This window comes from Acinetobacter sp. CFCC 11171 (assembly GCF_003268405.1).
Classification (GTDB): Bacteria; Pseudomonadota; Gammaproteobacteria; order Pseudomonadales; family Moraxellaceae; genus Acinetobacter; species Acinetobacter amyesii.
This window is the reverse complement of sequence record NZ_LQXP01000005.1, coordinates 84,227-103,435: the sequence shown is the minus strand read 5'-3', so window position 1 is coordinate 103,435 and position 19,209 is coordinate 84,227. Positions and strand designations below refer to the sequence as shown.

The window sequence follows — 19,209 nt, the reverse complement described above, 5'->3', positions numbered from 1 at the left end:
ATCACTTTAACCTCCATTTTGCGTACTGTGAAATAACAAGAACCGCGCTGCTTTTCACAAATTTTCTTAAAGAACATTCCTGCTTTTCTTATCTGATTTGGCTTTAAATGAAAAAATCATCCAACTTCAGTGCTTTTTTTATAAATGCTACACTGAATCAACAAATTAAAGCTTGAGCATTGTGCATAAACTCGGCAAATTATGAGCAAATGAGCTGAATAAGATTTTTCAAAATATGGCCAGTCCAGCGCAAACTATTCGCCACAAGCTACTAAATACTTTTTTTTTCTCGGCATTCCATTTGGTTTGCTTGTATTTTTATCTTCCTACTCATTTCGAGTTTTCATTTAGGTTATTCCCCGCGTTATATTCAATATTTTATTCCACAAACCTTATTGAATAGTATCTGGGTCATTACTGGGCTTTTAAGCTTATTGGGTTTGTATGACGTCATACAAAACAAACATTCGATTTTAAAAAATTACCCTATCATGGGGCACTTTCGTTTTCTATTTGAAGAATTTCGACCTGAAATTCGCCAATATTTTATTGAATCTGATCAAGATGCACTGCCCTTTTCTCGTATGCAACGTAGCTTGGTCTATCAACGTGCAAAAAACCAAAATGCAGATAAACCATTTGGTTCAATTGTTGATGTTTACCAAAATGATTACCGCTTTATTAATCACTCTTTGTCACCTTGTATTCCTGCCATTCCTGAAACTTTCCGTATTAATATCGGCAATGAGCAATGTAAGCAGCCGTATAGCGCATCGATATTAAACATTTCTGCGATGAGCTTTGGTAGCTTAAGTGCCAATGCCATTCGTGCCTTAAACTTAGGTGCTAAAATGGGCAAGTTCTACCATGACACCGGTGAAGGCAGTATTAGTCCGTATCATTTGGAAAATGGTGGCGATATTGTTTGGGAACTCGGTAGTGGTTATTTCGGTTGTCGTACGATTGATGGTCAATTCGACCCTGTACGTTTTGCTGAACAAGCCAAGCACCCTCAAGTCAAAATGATTGAGATCAAATTATCTCAAGGTGCAAAACCAGGCCATGGTGGCATTTTACCTAAAGACAAAATTTCCGAAGAGATTGCTCAAATCCGTGGTGTCAGCCGTGAACATGACTGTATCTCTCCATCTAGCCATCCTGCCTTTAGCACCCCTATTGAAATGATGCAATTTATTCAGCAATTGCGCGAACTGTCAGAAGGCAAACCTGTGGGTTTTAAACTGTGTATCGGGCAACCATGGCAATTTATGAGTATCGTAAAAGCCATGTTACATACAGGGATTACACCTGATTTTATCGTAGTGGATGGTTCTGAAGGTGGGACTGGCGCTGCGCCGATTGAATTGATCGATAATATGGGTACGCCACTGCGTGAAGGCCTACTCTTTGTTAATAACACCCTGATTGGTGCAGGCTTACGTTCAAAAATTAAAGTCGGTGCCAGTGGTAAAATTATTAGTGCTTTTGATATTGCCAGTACCATGGCAATTGGCGCAGATTGGGTCAACTCAGCTCGTGGCTTTATGTTTGCAGTTGGGTGTATTCAAGCTCAAAGCTGTCATACCAACCAATGTCCAGTTGGCGTTGCGACACAAGACAAAGACCGTCAAAAAGCCATCCATGTTCCGACCAAAGCAGAGCGTGTTTTTAATTTCCATAAAAACACCATGCATGGTTTATCTGAACTTATTGCCTCTGCGGGTTTACAACACCCGTCGGATATCCGTGCACACCATCTAGCACAGCGCATTAACAACCGTGAAATTAAAAACTATGCACAGCTACATTTTTGGTTAAAGGATGGGGAGTTACTCAGTTGTGAAAATAAAGATGAAGAAAACTTCTATTTCCGTATGTGGAATATGGCTCATCTAGAAAAGTTCTGATTCCTACCGCATAAAAAAGAGGCAACTACGCCTCTTTTTTTTCGTCTAGATCCATCACACTGATTAAGGTAAGCTGTGCTCAATCGTCAATTAGTAACTGATGTTACGCGCGTAAAAGTAAATACGCATTTTTAAAATAATTTTTAAGCCTATTCGACGGAGTCTTACATCTAGGGCTTAAATAAAGGGATTACCCTTCGGCTGGAGGTACTCTTACGAAACGTTGTTTCTCATTTGGTAAAATGAGAAGCGTGCTTCGCAAGGAAACCTTCTTGCGGTGCAATGCACCTCACCAACAAAACTCGTTCACTAGCGTCAAATTATTCAAAGTATTGCAAAAACATTTTTGATTAGGAGTAGTCCAGCCTCAAACACTTGCGGATGACCTTCTCGCGTATCGTACTTTTATTTAAATCAAATTACGCTCCTGAGGTTAGTGCGTAACATCAGTTAGTAATAAGACTTACTGTTGGATTGAGCATGCAAGAATGCCGGGATCAAACCTGTTAATGCAGCACGAATATCGGCACGTTCATTAATCAGCTGATGCGAACCTTCTTCAAGCATGAGAAGCGTCTGTAAACGAAATTTACGACGTATAAACTCAATGTTATAACGCCAATCTACAGTTTGATCCTGTGCGCCTTGCGCTAACCACACCGGAATACGACAAGCTGGGCGTTCCTCCATCTCCTGCATCCATTTTGACATGGCCAAAATCCAATCCATCCCCATCATTCGTGGTTGTAGAGGATCTTTTAAGCGGACAAAACGTAAAAACTCAGGATTATGATTATTCCGTCTAAAATGACGTGGCACTTCACGTTTAATACGACGAATAATGCCTAATCCAACCGAGTTATGCCACCATGCCGTTTTTGCAGGGCGAATCAGCGGAGATAATAATAAAACCCGTTCGACATAAGGGTTTTTGCGATGTTCAGCAAAATCTAACAGATGATGCAGCCAAATCGCACCACCCGTGCTCTGCCCAATCCCTAACCATGGGGTTGGTAGTTGAGCCGCATGTTTCACATAACGATATACTGCTTCCAAAACTTGTTGGTAATGATCAAAGTTTTGAATACTGGCTGGCGATCCATTACTTAGACCATGCCCCGGTAAATCATAGGTTAAAACACTAAAACCTTGATCTAAGAGTTCACGAATAATCGGCTGATATATTCCACTATGCTCTAAATAACCATGCAATAAAAATACTGTGCCTTTAATGACATCCGTTTCAGTCTTCAGTTTCGGTTGAAATACTTGTACATGTAATTTGAACAAAGGCATTTCTACATAGCCTTGCCAATGTTCACAGTTCAAGGCATCTAAACCATAAAGTCGTCTATAAGACTGTATTTCAACACTAGGCTCAAAAGGTCGATTTAAATTTAGCGGTTCTAATACTTGTGGGGTTAATTCTCGACTTGGAACAGGAAGATCTAATTGTTTAAGGATCGAAGGATTAAGAAATGGGATATCTGACATTATGGGACCTCCCGACAGTCACTTGAGCCAAACCAAACATCACGTAAGGTGGCTAATAATTCATAATTAGCACGACGACTATGGTCATAATTTTTTTCACTTGGTCGCCATGTGGTTAGTGTCGTTGGCATAGGTGCCACAACAGGAATGGTTTCGATACCATTTAGTGCAAATAAACGACGTGTTCGAGGCATATGATATTGATCGGTAATTAAAATAACCGTCGGTGCGCCGCCTTTTTTCTGTAAAAGTAACGAACTAAAACGCGAATTTTCGCAAGTATTCATACTGCGGTCTTCAAGCAATTTCGCATCAACATCATATTGCTTCAACCATGCTTGCATATACGGTGCTTCAACACCACTCAGTACAATCGGTAACTTATTGGCTCGTTCGACATCGAGTGTTTTTTCCAGTCGAAGTCGAGTGTAGTCATTCACTACGATATCTTTATCATTTTTATCTAAGGTTAAACCACCACCTAACACCACGATCGCATACGGCTCTGCGGTTGGCTGCTTCAGGGTTTTATCTTTCATTTTGGCAAGATCAAGATATGTTTCATCATCGATCGGTTCCGCTTCTGAAGCAGCTTGCTCAATTTCATGGGTTTTTAAGAACTCGGTATATTGAGTCATCAGTCCTTTATTTTCCGCACTATTGAGCTCAAGCAGCTCTTTCATTTTTTGAGCAGGATTTTCCGCCAATGCTTCAGAAGAAGCCGCCTCGGACGCAGAAGGATTCAGCAGAGGTACTTTCGGTATGTCCTTTTGACTATCATTCTTTTCTTTTTCATGTTCTTCTTCAATGAGCTGCTGTAACGCCTTATAACGTGCTTGTATAAGGGTTAAATCTTGAGGCTCATCAGACTGTATGGCTTGCTCCATGAGTTTTAAATACGCTTGGCGCGCGATCCATAAGTCAGAACCCGGCTCATAGTTATCATCATCACTCAAGGCGCCGAGTTTTTGACTTTGCGCTGCGAGCTGATTGACTTCTACAGGAACGAAATAATTTAAACTTTTAACGATCAATTTAGAATAAAACGGCGTATAGATAAAAATCATTAGACAGCCCAAAAGTACAAATAGCACTGCGGCAATTTGTACTAAGCGAACCATCCAATGTGTTTTATGCATAAATCTAAAACCTATGTGTTTTTATTGATCTGCGTGAGATCGAATCAAGCCATTTGTATCAAATAATACAGGCTCAGGATGTAGTTCAATATTAAATTTTTCAAAAACATCATGTTGTACAGCTTTGTAAGTTGTACGTACATCTTGCAGCGTGGCGTCCTGATAATTGACCAACACCAAAGCTTGCTTATGGAACATACCCACTGAACCCACAGATTTCCCTTTCCAACCTGCTTGGTCAATCAACCAGCCCGCTGCCAGTTTTACCGCATTATTCGGTTGTGGATAATGGGGTAAATTGGGAAATTGCAGCGCAATTTGGTCAAAGGCTTGCTGGCTAATCACAGGATTTTTAAAGAAACTTCCGACATTTGGAAATTCTTTCGGATCTGGGAGTTTGGTTTGACGAATATAAATGACTTGTTGTTGTAGGTTTTCTGCACTTAAGTCTTCACCTACCGCCTGCTTTAAATCACCATAATTTAATTTTAAATCGGCATGTTTTAAAAGTTTAAACGTGACATGCGTAATAATAAAACGCTCTGGCTCATCTTTAAAAATACTATGGCGATATGAAAAATGACAATCGGCAGCGCTAATACTACTTTGCTGTTCTGTTACTCGGTCATAGACCTGTACAGATTCAATAAACTCACCCGCTTCAACACCATAAGCTCCAATATTTTGCACAGGTGAAGCACCGACTAAACCGGGTATCAATGCTAAATTTTGTAAGCCATAAAACTGGTGTGCCGTCGTCCATAGCACAAAGTCATGCCACACTTGCCCAGCACCCACTTTTAAAGTCTGTGTATCGGCATCATCTTGTACATATTCAATACCTTGAATATCCATGTGCATCACTAAAGCATGTATTTGCTCAGGCAACAGCATATTACTGCCTCCTGAAAGTACCAATACATTTAATTGCTCAGCTTTGGCAAAGTCGAGCGCTGCTTGGATATCTTCTACCGATTGAACACGTACATAATGAGATGCTACAGCATCGAGGCTTAATGTATTAAATGGCTTAAGCTGAACCTGTGTTTGAATTTGCATTCTTAAACCTTAATTTTTTTGCTGTGCTTGTAACTGAGTTTTTAAATAATTGACCCAAGCCTGACTGCTAGATTCGCATTGATCTAATACATGTTCAAACCCTGCATCACCACCATAGTACGGATCTGGTACTTCTTGTTGCGGATATTGGTGATCATGTTGACTCATCAAAGACACTTGTGCACGTAGTTGACCGAATTGTTGCTGCGCCTTTTGCATGAGGTTTTGAATATTGTCTAAATTTTCGTAGTCCATGGCCAAAATCAAATCAAATTCAATAAAATCATGAACCGTTAACTGACGTGCGCGTAATGCAGATAAGTTATAGCCACGTAATTTTGCATGCTGTTGGCTACGTAGATCAGGCGCTTTGCCCGGATGATAATTGCTCGTACCCGCAGAATCGACGTGAATATTGAGTTGCGCTTCATCACAAAAATGTCTGAGAACCACTTCAGCCGTAGGTGAACGGCAAATATTTCCTAAACAAACACACAACACCTTATATGGCGTGCTGGATGACATAACAACCTCAAGACTACTTTTATTTCAAGCGTCTTATGTTAAGTTATTTACAGGATGAATCCTATATCAACACTCAAGAATAATGTTTATTTGGATATAAAAAATTAGGGATAAGCCAATGAGTCAATTTCAGTTTCAAACCGTCAGCAATATTATTTCAGGCTTAGGCTCTATTTCCCAACTGAGAGAGGTCCTAGGCGACTTTCAAGCCAAGCGTGTTATGCTTGTGACCGACCCCGGTATGTTGCAACAACAATTACATTTACCCATTTTGGATATTTTAGAAAGTATCCATCAAGACTATGTAATTTATTCCAGTATTCAAGCTGACCCTGCAGAACATATAGTTTTGGATGCAGTTCAATTTGCCAAAAATGAAAAAGTAGATTTGATTATTGGTTTTGGCGGTGGAAGTTCAATGGATGTGGCTAAAATTATTGCGATTTTGGCTCATCCTAAGCAAACACAACAGATCAGTGATTTATATGGTGTTGGTAATGCAAAACGACCACGCTTACCGCTCATTTTGATCCCGACAACGGCAGGGACCGGCTCTGAAGTCACACCAATCTCTATCGTCACTACAGGTGAAACCACCAAAACAGGTATCGTCTCCCCTGTACTGTATGCCGATGTCTGTATCCTCGATGCGAACTTTACATTAAATCTTCCCACACACATTACCGCAGCAACCGGTATCGATGCCATGGTGCATGCCATTGAAGCCTATACATCAAAAATTAAAAAAAATCCGTATGCGGATATGCTTGCTAAACAAGCTTTGCGTTTATTAAATAAAAATTTAGCGCTGGTTTTACACGACGGACATAACCTCGAAGCGCGTCAGCACATGCTGGTCGGTTCAATGCTTGCAGGTCAGGCCTTTGCTAATGCGCCAGTTGCAGCGGTGCATGCACTCGCCTATCCACTCGGTGGACACTTTCATCTCTCGCATGGTCATACCAATGCACTGGTTCTCGCTGAAGTGTTGAAGTTTAATGCACCTCAGGCCAAGCAGCATTATGCAGAACTCATGAGTTGGCTAGATCCATACAGTACGGGCTGTACCGATGGTTTATGTGATTTATTTATTGATCATATGCAAAATCATTTAGATCAGAGCGGTTTGGTGCTTAAACTCAGTCAACTGAATGTGCCTGAAAATATGCTCGATCGTTTAGCAGAAGACGCATTATTACAAACTCGACTATTACAAAATAATCCGCGAGAACTGCAGTTTGAAGACGCTCGCCAGATTTACCAATCAATTTATGCCTAAAGTTCACTCATTTTTGAAATAAAGAAAATACCAACGATGAAACCTGAAACTAAACGCCGCCAAAACTATCGTTTTTTATTTCCAATCCAAACGCGTTGGGCAGACAACGATATGTATGGCCATGTCAATAATGTCACTTATTACAGCTATTTTGATACCGCTGCAAATGCGCTATTGATTCAACATGCCGGTTTTGATTTGCGAAATACCCCGATCATTGGTTTAGTGGTCGATTCAGCCTGCAGCTTTTTACAAGAACTGTCCTATCCAGAAATCATTGAAGTTGGAGTTGCGATTGAAAAAATTGGTAATTCTTCACTGCGCTATGACTTAGCCATTTTTAAACAAGGACAAAATGAGGCTGCAGCTCAAGGACATTTCGTTCATGTATTTGTTGACCGCCAAACACGAAAAAGCACCTGGATACCCGAAGATATGCGAGATGCTTTAACTCAATTTTTACTTTAATTTTTATATCCAGCTTGAAACTTATTTGAGCTGGATATTTTGCAACTCACCATCAAAGCTTTTGAGCAAATCTTTAACAACAGGCTCTGCATGTAATAACTCATTTGCACGTGCAAAGGCCTTTTCCTTGCGGACATGTTGTAAAGCATACGGTGTGGTTTCTTCGACATCTTCAAAGCTGATATGGAAACGACATTTTGACCATTGTGCATGAATGGCTTGTTCCAATACATGCTGTAATTGAGTCACTAAAGCTTCGTATCGCTTTGGAATATGGAAAGTCGATTCACCGTCAATCGTACCGCGCATGATGCCATGCTGAGCCAACTCTTGTACCGCAGGTGAAAGTTGACTATTTCGGAACCAATACTCCCACTTTTCGACCGTCCACTCACCTTCAAGGGTTTGAGGCTGTAAAGTCAAAATATCTTGTGGCATCAAGGTAGAAGATGAACCCGTTTGAACAGCATCCGAAGAAACGGAACTTTGCGTAACTTGTGGTGATGCTAGATCAAAACCATTGTCGCCTTGAGCACCCGAAACTGATTCATTCACCTCATGCTGTGGCTCAACTGCATCTGTCAAATTTGGCTGAGTCGTTTCAGTCTCTTTACTTGTTGACTCTAAAGCTGTTGGTTCTAAAGGTGCAATATCTTCAAAATTTATAGCACTCACATCAACTTCTTCAGTTTCAGTACTCGGCGTCGGATCTAAATCAAATAATGTATCTTCTGCCACGGCATCCATAACAAGCGTGTCATTTTGCTGTGTCGATACAGACTCAACCGGTGCAACCTCTTGCGTATCTAGAGTGCCATTTGCTGTAGATGCTGTAGAAGTTTGGCTTATTGCGTCTTCTTCAGGATCATCTAAAAAATCATCAGATGAAGGTTCATCGACTGCAGGTGCAGAAACATAGCCATCATCGTCATCATAATGTGAATCATCAAAATCATCGAAAGCTGGCGATGTGTCTACAGCGGGTACAGCTTCAGGCTGCTCAACAGTGGCAACCTGCGCAGCAGACTCAACAACGGTATTGGGTTGCTGCAAAGACTGTGTTTGAGTCGGCTGAACTGTTTCGGCCTGATTTTGAGCAAGCTGTGGCTGTGCGGCTGACTCTTGCTGTACGGCAGAGACCAACATTTCGTTTGGCTGTAATGGACGGAATGCTAATAGACGCAGCACACACATCTCAAAACCTTGCTCTTGTGTCACTGCCAACTGCAAGTCTGCCCGACCTTTGCATGCGACTTGATAATACAACTGCAAATCTTGAGCTGAAATCAACTGCGACAATTGCATAATTTTTTGATTGATCTCAGCGCTATATTTCAACGCTAAGTCTGGCAAGTATTGTAATAATGCCAGTTCATGTAACGTTGAAATCAACTGATCTAATACCAGCGAAACATCCAGCGCTTGTTGACGGAATTGCATGAGTAAAGCACTCACGCGTTCACGCTGATTTTGATGAATGGCTAAAATCAAATCATAAATGATCGTACGGTCAATTAGGCCCAACATGTCTTTAACATCTTGGTGCTGGATTGAACCCTGACCATAGGCAATCGCTTGATCAGTTAGTGACAATGCATCACGCAGTGAACCTTGAGCCGATTCAGCAATTTGCCAAATCGCATCTTGCTCCGCTTGAATTTGTTCTTTTTGTAAGATATCTGTCAAATGCGATGTGATTTCATCCACCGCTAAAGGACGCAAAGTAAATTGCAAGCAACGTGAAATGACAGTAATCGGTAATTTTTGTGGATCTGTAGTTGCAAATAAGAATTTCACATGCTCTGGCGGTTCTTCGAGAGTCTTTAATAACGCGTTAAATGAATGCGTAGAGAGCATATGCACTTCATCGATCAGATAAACCTTGAAGCGACCTTGGGTTGGTGCATAAGGAACGTTGTCGAGAAGTTCTCGGGTATCTTCAACTTTGGTCCGTGATGCCGCATCGATTTCAATTAAATCAATAAAACGACCTTCATTTACTGCTTTACACGTTGGGCAGACTTCACACGGCGTTGATGTTACACCTGTTTCACAATTCAGACATTTTGCCAAAATACGGGCAATAGTGGTTTTACCCACGCCACGAGTACCTGTAAATAAATACGCATGATGTAACCGACCACGTTCTAAGGCACTGGTAAGTGCGCGTGACACATGGTTTTGTCCCACGAGTTCAATAAAATTTCGTGGACGGTATTTTCGTGCAAGTACTTGATACATGTATGCTCCTTTTTACAGGTGTAAGCATACTGTTTTTTTGTCTAATAGTGAAATAAATGGCAGAGTTTGGACAATAAAAATCCGATCTTGAACTATCACAATGATCAGGCAAATTTAATATAAATTACGAATGCTTAAACTGCTTTATTTAAAAGGAAATCACTCTGCATTTGATAGCGTTTCGCCGTCTGGTCTTCCCGAATTTCAAGTAATTGCTGATCCAAATCAACATACAAAAGATTACGCGTTTGCACATTCATAAGTTCTAGCTGCTGCTTTGATTCATCTTTAAAACGAATTACACCTTTTAGCACTTCTACTTCGTTATGACCACTTAGACTTTCACGAGTAAGTGTATAGGTTTGGTCTTCATGTAGCTCAAGAGCCACAGCCATACCGGGACAATCTTCACAACGAGAAAGACAGCCCATACAAGGTGTTGTGCCTTTAAAATCACCCACCCATGCAACTTGCTGTTTTTCGGCAGTAATCGCTTCTATCTCTTTTGCTTTCGTTTGAGTTGAATCCTGACAACCCAACATTGCCGACGTTGCCACTAAGGGAATCAAAACAACTTTTTCATAGGGATATCACAGCAGTCTAAAACAGCGAGGGAAAATAGCATATTTTTCACATTTCCCCAATTTCTGTTCTATCCCGAAGTATCTTAAAGCCAGCCCTTGCGTCCTTTAAGTGCTTTGTCTGCACAGCGTAGCGTTTCTTGAGTTAAGCCCCATAAGCGATAATCGCCGGTAATTGAACCCGTCGCAAAGTTATGTGTATAAGCAAAACTTAAATCACGCTGCGGATCACACCAGGCCCCAGAACCATTAAAACCAATATGTCCAAAACCTTCACTAGATTTACCTAAAGTTAAAATTCGATGATATCCCAAACGCCAATTCATCGGTAAAGGCATAATACGATCACGTTTTTTATATTGAATTTTACTTAAAGATTCAAAAACTTGTGGTGTGATTAAGGTCTGTCCTCGCCACTGGCCATGATTGGCTAGCATTGCATAGATTTTCGCTAAACTATTAGCACTAAATACGCCTGTTGCCGCAGGAATAATGGCTTGCAAACCCTCATCACTAAAAAATGAAAACTTGCGCATTCCTTTTGGAATCATACCATCTTGAAAGTCTTGCAAATTTTGTCCTGAAATTTGCAGGAGCTGATCAAAGATTGATGGTTTTCGTGTCTCGGTCTTTTTTTTCGTTGTCTGCGCTTGGGTATTTTCTTGAACAGAAGCATCTATAGTGCGTTCTTCTTTTTTCTTTTTCGGAATCAAGCGTGCAACCTTACCAAGTTGATGCTCTGGTACACCAAAAAAAGCATGATCCAACTCTAAAGGTTCAACCAAATACTGTTGCATCAATTCTGTAAGCGGTCGACCTGTGGCCTTTTCAAGTACACCACCTACTTGCCAACCGAAGGTTAATGGTTGATATGCCGCATCAGTTGTCGGCTCAAAACGTGGCTTAGCTTGTTCGATGACTTTAAGCATATGTGGCCAATCTGCCATTTCAGATGCTGTTTCAATGATATTACGGATATCGTATAAACCACTTTGATGACTCAGCATGTGCCTTAATGTGATATCCGACTTACCATTTTGAGCAAACTCCGGCCAATATGCGGCAACGGGAGTATCGTAATCAAGAAAGCCTTTGCTCACTAAGATATGTGCAAGCGTTGCAAGTACGCCTTTACCCGTGGAATAACAGACCGAGGGCGTATTGGACTGCCAAGCTTCTTCAGCTGACTTTTTACCAGTCCAAATATCCACGACTTTTTGACCTTTAAAATACACCACTAAGGCTGCTCCGCCTAAGTGGGTTCGAGCATCCTGCATCCGGCTAAATTGCGCCGCCAAATCTTGAAACGCCTCGTCGACTGTACCTTGATAATTATTCTTCTGTGCAAATAGATATTCTTTGAGCGCCTGCATCATCATTCCTTTGAATATGAATCACTTGAGATTTAAACTTGAGATTAAAACAAAAAAGCCTAAACCGATATCGATTTAGGCTTAAGTCTTAAAGTGCCTTCACACTTCCCGCGACATGCGGCTTTTTGTTCTTACTATTTCGAATAGCAAACTCTGTATCTTTACCCGTTTGTGCAGTAAGGAACTCAACTTGAGAAGGCAAATACATCGGTAATTTAAACCAGACATCCGCTTCATAGGCATCTGGCAAAGTTAAGCTCGACAAGGCTTTGGCTTTACTCCACATACCATGTGCAATGGCTTGTTTAAAACCAAACGCTTTAGCGGTTACAGCATGAATATGAATCAAGTTAAAGTCACCAGAAGTCAACGCATAACGGCGACCGGTATTTTCAGAAACATTCCATTCAGCTTGAACTTGCAACTCAGCTGACTTTGTTTCGGTAGATTTTGCCGCAGCTTTGTTCTCTGTTTTTTGACGTGCTAAATACGTAGTTAATGATTCTACAACCACTTCATCGCCCACTTTTGCAGTGGTAATAAAGTCAAATTGCACGCCTTTATCATGTGGCTGTAATTCACCAAATTTGCATGACAATGACAGTGTTTCATTCACAGCTACTTTGCGATATTGCTTCACTTGGTTACGAATATGTACCAAACCTAAGATCGCAAATGGAAAAGCTTCCGTAGTCATCATATGCATTTGCAAACTTTGAGAAAGCACCGCCAAATAAATCGCTGGGATATAACCATTGTTTTTAAAGCCACACACTTCGTTATAAGCTTTTAAATGTTTTTGATCGACCTTAAATGAATCCACCACATATTCAACTTGCGGCAGCACTTTTTCAGCTTTAGGCTTTTTAAAAATCAAGCCTTGAATCACTTTTGGATAGGCTAAATAAGGTTTTGGAAGTTGACTAAAATGGCGAGTATTCATACTAAACCTTTGGAAGTTTTTATTTCAATGTTTTAAAAGCCTCTACTCTTGCGCCATATATGGCTTGAGGAGAAGGCCAGAATGAGGGTTAGCCCCATTCCATTTATAGCAAATTTTTACCTCTCCCTAGCCCTCTCCTAAAAGGAGAGGGAATTTTAAGAGGAATGTATTAAGCCCCTAACAAGCTTTGACCACACACACGTACCACATTACCGTTCAAGCCTGTCGATGCAGTTGAAGCAAACATCGCAATCGTTTCTGCAACGTCTACAGGTAAACCACCTTGACTCATTGAGTTCATACGACGACCTGCTTCACGGATTGCAAATGGAATCGCAGCAGTCATTTGCGTTTCAATAAAGCCTGGAGCAACAGCATTAATGGTTACGCCATTTTTCAATAATGGAGCAGTAAATTTAACCACACCAATTACACCTGCTTTAGAAGCAGCATAGTTGGTTTGACCTAAGTTACCTGCAATACCTGAAATGGAAGACACGCAAACAATACGACCATTTGCATTGAAGCCATCATTTTCAAGAAGGTAATCATTTACACGCTCAATCGCAGACAAGTTAATGTTAATCACCAAATCCCAAAGCTCAGGCTTCATATTGGCCAAAGTTTTGTCACGGGTAATCCCTGCGTTGTGCACGATGATATCCAAACCACCTTGAGCAGCTGCAGCAGCTTTGATTTTTTCACCGGCATCGCTTGCAGTAATATCAATCGCGAGCGTAGAACCGCCAATTTCACCTGCAACACGGTCAAGGTCTGCTTGCTGCTGTGGAACGTCTAAACAAATGACATGCGCGCCATCACGTGACAATACATGTGCAATTGCTTCACCAATACCACGGCTTGCACCTGTTACTACAGCTGTTTTGCCTGCAAGCGGTTTGTTCCAATCAACATCAACAACGTCTGCTTTCGATACACGAATTACTTGACCCGATACATAAGCTGAACGTGGTGAAATCACAAAACGTAGTGCAGACTCTAAGTTTGCTTCTGCCCCTTCATCTACATACACAAGTTGAGCAGCAATGCCTTTTTTAAATTCTTTACCCACAGACTTCACAAAACCCTCAAGGGCACGTTGTGCAATGGCTTGTTTCACAGTCTTCGCTGTTTCAGGCGTTGTACCTACTACTACAACACGTCCAGATGCCTGAATTTGACGAGCAATTGGATTAAAGAATGCATAAAGCGAATGAAGTTGCTCTGAATTTTGAATACCAGATGCATCAAAAACTACAACTTTAAACTTAGACTCTTTATCACCTTCATTAAATGCGCTTAGGTTTAAACCTGACTTGGCAGCAGCTTGTTGTAATTCAGCATTATTGCCTGCATAGCTATTGGCATGAATATTTGCCAAGACTTGTGCAATAGCACCAGATAATGTTGAAGCAGGCGCTGCACCGAATAAAACCGCACCTTTTACTACAGGTGTTGCAGACTCAAAACGCTCTAAAAAAGTCGGTGATGGTAAACCTAAATTTTTGATGACAAATTTACCAATAGGAGATTTTGCAAATGTTTGGTATTGATCAGTCATGTTTATTATCTCTCATACAGATTAATTTTTGATGGATCTGAAGATATCCCTTTAACTTCAAGATGATGTCAGATACTTATATTTCAATAGTTCCATCAGTTTCCATGGAATCATACTTGAGTTAAACCGCAGATGGCTTGACCTGAATGCTTTAGCGAATGTCATTTTAGTCAATTTACCCATTTGGTGAATATGCTAATGTACCCAACAAGAAGATCATCCACATGCTTGGAAAAGCCTTATGAGCAAAACAACTCAAGAAAATCCAGCAGTCGAAACTCCGACCACGGAAACTGTGTCAAATACATCAAAGAGTACACCACGTACCGCTAAAAGTACGGGCACAGCAACCAAGTCTACAAGTGATGCCGCTAAAACGAGCCGTCCTCGTCGTGCATCTACACGTAATAAGACACCCGCTTCAAACCCTAAAACAGCTTCAAAATCAACAACTCAAACGTCTGTTCAACAGGATAATACCATGAGTCAAAACACAGTTCGCCGCGTTGCTATTATCGGTGGTAATCGTATTCCTTTCGCTCGTTCTAACGGCGCTTACTTCACTGCATCAAACAGCGATATGTTCACCGCTGCATTAAATGGTCTTGTTGAACGTTTCAACCTTCAAGGTCAACGCCTTGGTGAAGTTGTTGCTGGCGCCGTGTTAAAACACAGTCGTGACTTTAACATGACCCGTGAGTGTGTACTCAATACCGAACTTGCTCCTGAAACACCTGCTTACGATATTCAACAAGCATGTGGTACAGGTTTACAAGCTGCTTTCTTGGTTGCTAATAAAATTGCTTTGGGTCAAATCGAAGTGGGTGTTGCTGGCGGTGTAGACACAACCTCTGATGCACCGATCGCTTTTGGTGATGGTTTACGTAAAGCTTTACTTGAATTGAACATTGCTAAAACGGGTAAAGACCGCCTAAAAGCATTAACTAAAATTAATGTTAAAGATTTGATGGATGCACCGAAAAACGGTGAGCCACGTACAGGTCTTTCTATGGGTGATCATCAAGCCATTACGACACTTGAATGGGGTATTTCACGTGAAGCGCAAGATGAACTTGCTGCATCTTCACATCAAAAAATGGCAGCTGCTTACGAAGAAGGTTTCTTCGATGACCTGATTACGCCATTCCTAGGTTTAGAACGTGACAACAACTTACGTGCAGACTCTTCTGTAGAAAAACTTGCGAAGTTAAAACCAGCGTTTGGTAAAGGCGATGCGCGTACGATGACTGCGGGTAACTCGACTCCACTGACTGATGGTGCATCATGTGTCCTTCTTGCCTCTGAAGAATGGGCGAAAGCAAACGGTCACGAAGTGCTTGCTTATTTAACCTTCCAAGAAACAGCGGCGGTTGACTTTGTAGAGAAAAAAGAAGGCTTATTGATGGCGCCTGCGTATGCAGTGCCTCGTATGCTTGAACGTGCAGGTATTACGCTACAAGATTTCGATTACTATGAAATTCATGAAGCGTTTGCATCTCAAGTATTGTCTACGCTTAAAGCATGGGAAGATCCGAAGTTCTGTAAAGAACGTTTAGGCTTAGATGCACCATTGGGTTCAATTGATCGTTCTAAATTGAACGTGAAAGGTTCATCTCTTGCTGCAGGTCACCCATTTGCTGCAACTGGCGGTCGTATTATTGCGACTGCTGCAAAATTGCTGAACCAAAAAGGTTCAGGTCGCGTTCTTGTTTCGATCTGTGCTGCAGGTGGTCAAGGTGTGACAGCAATTATTGAAAAATAATTAATCTGCAATATAAAAAACCGCTCATATGAGCGGTTTTTTATACCTATACATTAGAAGCGGTAACCCACACCCAAATAAGTAATTAATGGATCAATATCCACTTTTGTAGATGAATGAATCATCTGTTGCCCAGTCGTTTCATTCAAAACTTTAATCGTTGCCTGATTATTAAGTTTTGCATATGACACTGATGCAACACCATACCAGCTAGGAGTAATGTCATAGGTAAAACCAGCGGTTACAATTGGTGCGATAGCCGTATCGGTATCTACATCAACTTTCATGCGATAGGCATCACCATTCGCATCAGTACTCACTTTACGATCTAGAGCTGCGCCACCTTTTCCATCTAACATATTTTGGATCATATGACCCGCCACTTGTAGATCTGCCTCAATGCCTTTATCTAATTTAATTTCGTTAAAGTAAGCATACGTAATGCCCGCCCCTACATATGGACGGAACTTATTCACACCTGATTTTCCGAATTGATACTGAACTTCAAGCGCCGGTGTCCAAGCACGCGCTGTAGAAGCTTTTTTACGTGCCCCAAGGTTGGTAATTTCAATAGCTTGTGCTAATTCAAACTCAGATATACCCGCTATCTGTAATATAGAAGTTGGTGGCAATATTGCAATTCCAGATAATGGTGCATTAATAATACCCACACCTTTAATATCGACTTTAGGTGGAATCCCGCCAATCATCTGTAATGAAACATTATCATTAATATAATAATTAAATGTTAAACCTAAAGTATCTACATCATCTGCTTCTAAGCCTGTACCCTGATTAGTCCATTGATCAAGCCCTCTAATTTCAGCATCTCCTGATTCTGTAGCAACTAGATTACCATCCTCATCCAAAAAACCCAGTGCATACCAATCATCAGGCTGGTCTAGCATTTCCTCAAATACTGGAAATAATATGTCTTTGCCTGTCATACCCTCTGGTAAACCTGGAACTTGTGCATCCCCATCTATTGATCCGAGTAATGAACCTAGAGAAATAGTACCAACAGGAATTGTAGTCACTGGAGATACAGCAGTACGAATATTAAAAGGATTCGCCTTACCTTACGGCATCACATGCATCCAACCCGCAGATACAGAAAAAACGTTTAAAGTTACCATCTGCAAATGTAAATTGTGTAAGCCCAAGTAAAACAACAGGTGTGACAATTTTTATCAATTTCATATGTTAACTCCTTGTCTTGCATATTTTTTAATCCACTTATAAAAACATTCTTTGTTCTTATGTTTAAAAGTTATGTAATTAGTATAATTTTTTATATTTATATTATGTTTTTATATATTGTTATTTGTAAACTTTTGCACTATTTTAATGCAAAAAAGGCCTGTACTTATCAATACAGGCCAATGTGATTTTCTTATTGAAATTTAATGATATTGTGGTTGGTAACCTAGGTACGCTTCGATCTGGTCATAGCACCATTGGAAAATAAAGGTGTAGACTAAAATACACATGGTCATACTAAAATCGAGCAAAATCGCCTGCCATAAGGTCATATGCATGGCATAAGCCACCATTGGGATGGTTGCAAGCATTAAACCGCCCTCAAATCCAATTGCATGTAAAACACGTACACCAAAGGTTCTTTTTAACTTTCTTTTTGCTTCAAATTTTTCAAAATAATGATTAAAAATCATGTTCCAAATCACAGAAGTGACCGCCATTGCAATACCGAGCGTACCTGTCACCTCCATCGGAACTTTAAAAATAAAACTTAACGCAATAGCAATGATCACCAATAGGATGATCTCATAGCTTAGCGCATGAATAATCCTTCTCTTGGAAATCGTCATTTTGAAACACTCTATCATTTGTAAAAAACTTATTTTATTTTTATATTATTGATTAATCGAGTTAGGTTCTTTCAATATTACTGAAAGGTTGTATTCCTTTATTTTTTATATGCACATGAATATTAATCAAGAACAACTGATGATTTTTAAAACAGTCATGGAAACAGGATCATTTTCCGCAGCCGCCAGACAACTCGGCAAAGTACCTTCGGCTGTCAGCATGTCCATTGCGAATTTCGAAATTGATCTCAACCTTAAACTGTTTGAGCGCGTTGGTCGTGAGCCTGTGCCCACCGCTCAAGCGCTTAACCTGTATGAGAAAACTGAACAATTATTGATAGAAATCAATCAGTGGAAACAGCATGCGATTGCGCTGAGTCATGGTTTAGAGTCTTCACTGAATATCGTGGTGGTATCAGAACTGCTTCATACGCAGTGGACCGACTATATCTCTTTGCTAGAAACTCATTTTCCATCTTTGCAAATCAATATTTTTTCTGCGCCTCAAGAAGATGCTCAAAAGATGTTATTACAGGGTCAAGCGCAGCTTGCTCTAATGTTTGAACGTGAACAGCTTGAGAGTTATGAACAATTTGTCGAATTGAAGCGTGAAGCATTGGTTCCTGTTGCAGCGACAAAACATGCCCTGTCTAAATTTAAGCAAGTCAGTTTTGAGCAAATTTTGCAAAGTCGGCAAATCGTGGTTGCAAGTCGTGATAAAAGCATCAAACCAGAATTGTTATTTTCCAAACACAGTTGGCGTACAGATAACCACCACTCAGCCTGTTCTATGATTATTCAAGGTCTGGGTTGGGGTGTGCTTCCATTAGAGATGTTTAATGAAAATCCGACGCTCAAAGATCAACTCAAAATCTTAAGCTTTCAAGATTTCACACCCAAATTTGAATATTTCGTCGACTTAGTCTGGAACCGTGAAAAACCTCTCGGCTCGGCTGCTCATTTTTTGATTAATCACATCCGAAATTCACGAAAAACTACGATTTAGACTGCCTAATTGGGCGTTTTTTGGTTGGGTTCTAAACAGATT

At 40.6% G+C, this 19,209-nt stretch carries 14 protein-coding genes and 2 pseudogenes; 5 read left to right on the top strand and 11 right to left on the bottom strand.

Annotation, left to right across the window (positions count from 1 at the left end; genetic code table 11):
- Nucleotides 1-235 precede the first annotated feature (235 nt).
- Nucleotides 236-1,907, top strand: a pseudogene (locus AVJ20_RS04300) (FMN-binding glutamate synthase family protein).
- 450 nt (nucleotides 1,908-2,357) lie between these two features.
- Here the strand turns inward: AVJ20_RS04300 and AVJ20_RS04295 are convergent.
- Genes AVJ20_RS04295 through AVJ20_RS04280 form a run of 4 tightly spaced genes read right to left on the bottom strand, consistent with a single transcriptional unit; the run spans nucleotide 2,358 to nucleotide 6,124 of the window.
- The gene (locus tag AVJ20_RS04295; protein ID WP_111884274.1) at nucleotides 2,358-3,401 is read right to left on the bottom strand and encodes an alpha/beta hydrolase; all 1,044 of its coding nucleotides are present in this window, start codon (nucleotides 3,399-3,401) and stop codon (nucleotides 2,358-2,360) included.
- Complete coding sequence (locus tag AVJ20_RS04290; protein ID WP_078188595.1) at nucleotides 3,401-4,540, bottom strand: YdcF family protein; 1,140 nt, start codon at nucleotides 4,538-4,540, stop codon at nucleotides 3,401-3,403. Before AVJ20_RS04290 ends, AVJ20_RS04295 begins: the two co-directional genes overlap by 1 nt.
- 21 nt (nucleotides 4,541-4,561) lie before the next feature.
- Nucleotides 4,562-5,599: a UDP-N-acetylmuramate dehydrogenase gene (gene murB, locus AVJ20_RS04285; RefSeq protein WP_111884273.1), complete on the bottom strand. Its 1,038-nt coding sequence runs from the start codon at nucleotides 5,597-5,599 to the stop codon at nucleotides 4,562-4,564.
- 9 nt (nucleotides 5,600-5,608) lie between these two features.
- Nucleotides 5,609-6,124: a low molecular weight protein-tyrosine-phosphatase gene (locus AVJ20_RS04280; RefSeq protein WP_111884272.1), complete on the bottom strand. Its 516-nt coding sequence runs from the start codon at nucleotides 6,122-6,124 to the stop codon at nucleotides 5,609-5,611.
- A gap of 118 nt (nucleotides 6,125-6,242) precedes the next feature.
- Between AVJ20_RS04280 and AVJ20_RS04275 the strand changes: the two genes are divergently transcribed.
- Entirely contained in the window at nucleotides 6,243-7,403 is a 1,161-nt protein-coding gene (locus AVJ20_RS04275) for an iron-containing alcohol dehydrogenase (protein WP_111884271.1), read from the top strand.
- Nucleotides 7,404-7,439: 36 nt separating this feature from the next.
- On the top strand, nucleotides 7,440-7,871 hold the full coding sequence (locus AVJ20_RS04270; protein ID WP_111884270.1) for an acyl-CoA thioesterase: 432 nt from the start codon (nucleotides 7,440-7,442) through the stop codon (nucleotides 7,869-7,871).
- A 21-nt stretch (nucleotides 7,872-7,892) separates the two neighbouring features.
- On the opposite strand, the gene dnaX is transcribed toward AVJ20_RS04270, so the two are convergent.
- The 5 genes from dnaX to AVJ20_RS04245 form a co-directional block, all read right to left on the bottom strand.
- Entirely contained in the window at nucleotides 7,893-10,112 is a 2,220-nt protein-coding gene (gene dnaX, locus AVJ20_RS04265; RefSeq protein ID WP_111884269.1) for a DNA polymerase III subunit gamma/tau, read from the bottom strand.
- A 134-nt stretch (nucleotides 10,113-10,246) separates the two neighbouring features.
- Nucleotides 10,247-10,654, bottom strand: a complete 408-nt coding sequence (locus AVJ20_RS04260; RefSeq protein WP_111884268.1) for a copper resistance protein NlpE N-terminal domain-containing protein — start codon at nucleotides 10,652-10,654, stop codon at nucleotides 10,247-10,249.
- A 125-nt stretch (nucleotides 10,655-10,779) separates the two neighbouring features.
- Complete coding sequence (locus tag AVJ20_RS04255; RefSeq protein WP_111884267.1) at nucleotides 10,780-12,066, bottom strand: serine hydrolase domain-containing protein; 1,287 nt, start codon at nucleotides 12,064-12,066, stop codon at nucleotides 10,780-10,782.
- An 88-nt stretch (nucleotides 12,067-12,154) separates the two neighbouring features.
- A complete protein-coding gene (locus AVJ20_RS04250; RefSeq protein WP_111884266.1) occupies nucleotides 12,155-13,009 on the bottom strand; it encodes a MaoC family dehydratase in 855 nt (284 codons plus the stop codon).
- A 169-nt stretch (nucleotides 13,010-13,178) separates the two neighbouring features.
- Nucleotides 13,179-14,570: a 3-oxoacyl-ACP reductase gene (locus tag AVJ20_RS04245; RefSeq protein WP_078193988.1), complete on the bottom strand. Its 1,392-nt coding sequence runs from the start codon at nucleotides 14,568-14,570 to the stop codon at nucleotides 13,179-13,181.
- Nucleotides 14,571-14,811: 241 nt separating this feature from the next.
- Here AVJ20_RS04245 and AVJ20_RS04240 point away from each other — a divergent pair, with 241 nt between their 5' ends.
- The gene (locus AVJ20_RS04240; RefSeq protein ID WP_078193989.1) at nucleotides 14,812-16,332 is read left to right on the top strand and encodes an acetyl-CoA C-acetyltransferase; all 1,521 of its coding nucleotides are present in this window, start codon (nucleotides 14,812-14,814) and stop codon (nucleotides 16,330-16,332) included.
- 53 nt (nucleotides 16,333-16,385) lie between these two features.
- Here the strand turns inward: AVJ20_RS04240 and AVJ20_RS04235 are convergent.
- Nucleotides 16,386-17,532: pseudogene (locus tag AVJ20_RS04235) on the bottom strand (OmpW/AlkL family protein).
- A gap of 203 nt (nucleotides 17,533-17,735) precedes the next feature.
- Complete coding sequence (gene aceI, locus AVJ20_RS04230; protein ID WP_111884265.1) at nucleotides 17,736-18,161, bottom strand: chlorhexidine efflux PACE transporter AceI; 426 nt, start codon at nucleotides 18,159-18,161, stop codon at nucleotides 17,736-17,738.
- Between the two features lie 115 nt (nucleotides 18,162-18,276).
- Here aceI and AVJ20_RS04225 point away from each other — a divergent pair, with 115 nt between their 5' ends.
- Nucleotides 18,277-19,167 (top strand): LysR family transcriptional regulator, encoded by an 891-nt coding sequence (locus tag AVJ20_RS04225; protein WP_111884264.1) that lies wholly within the window; start codon nucleotides 18,277-18,279, stop codon nucleotides 19,165-19,167.
- Nucleotides 19,168-19,209: the final 42 nt, after the last annotated feature.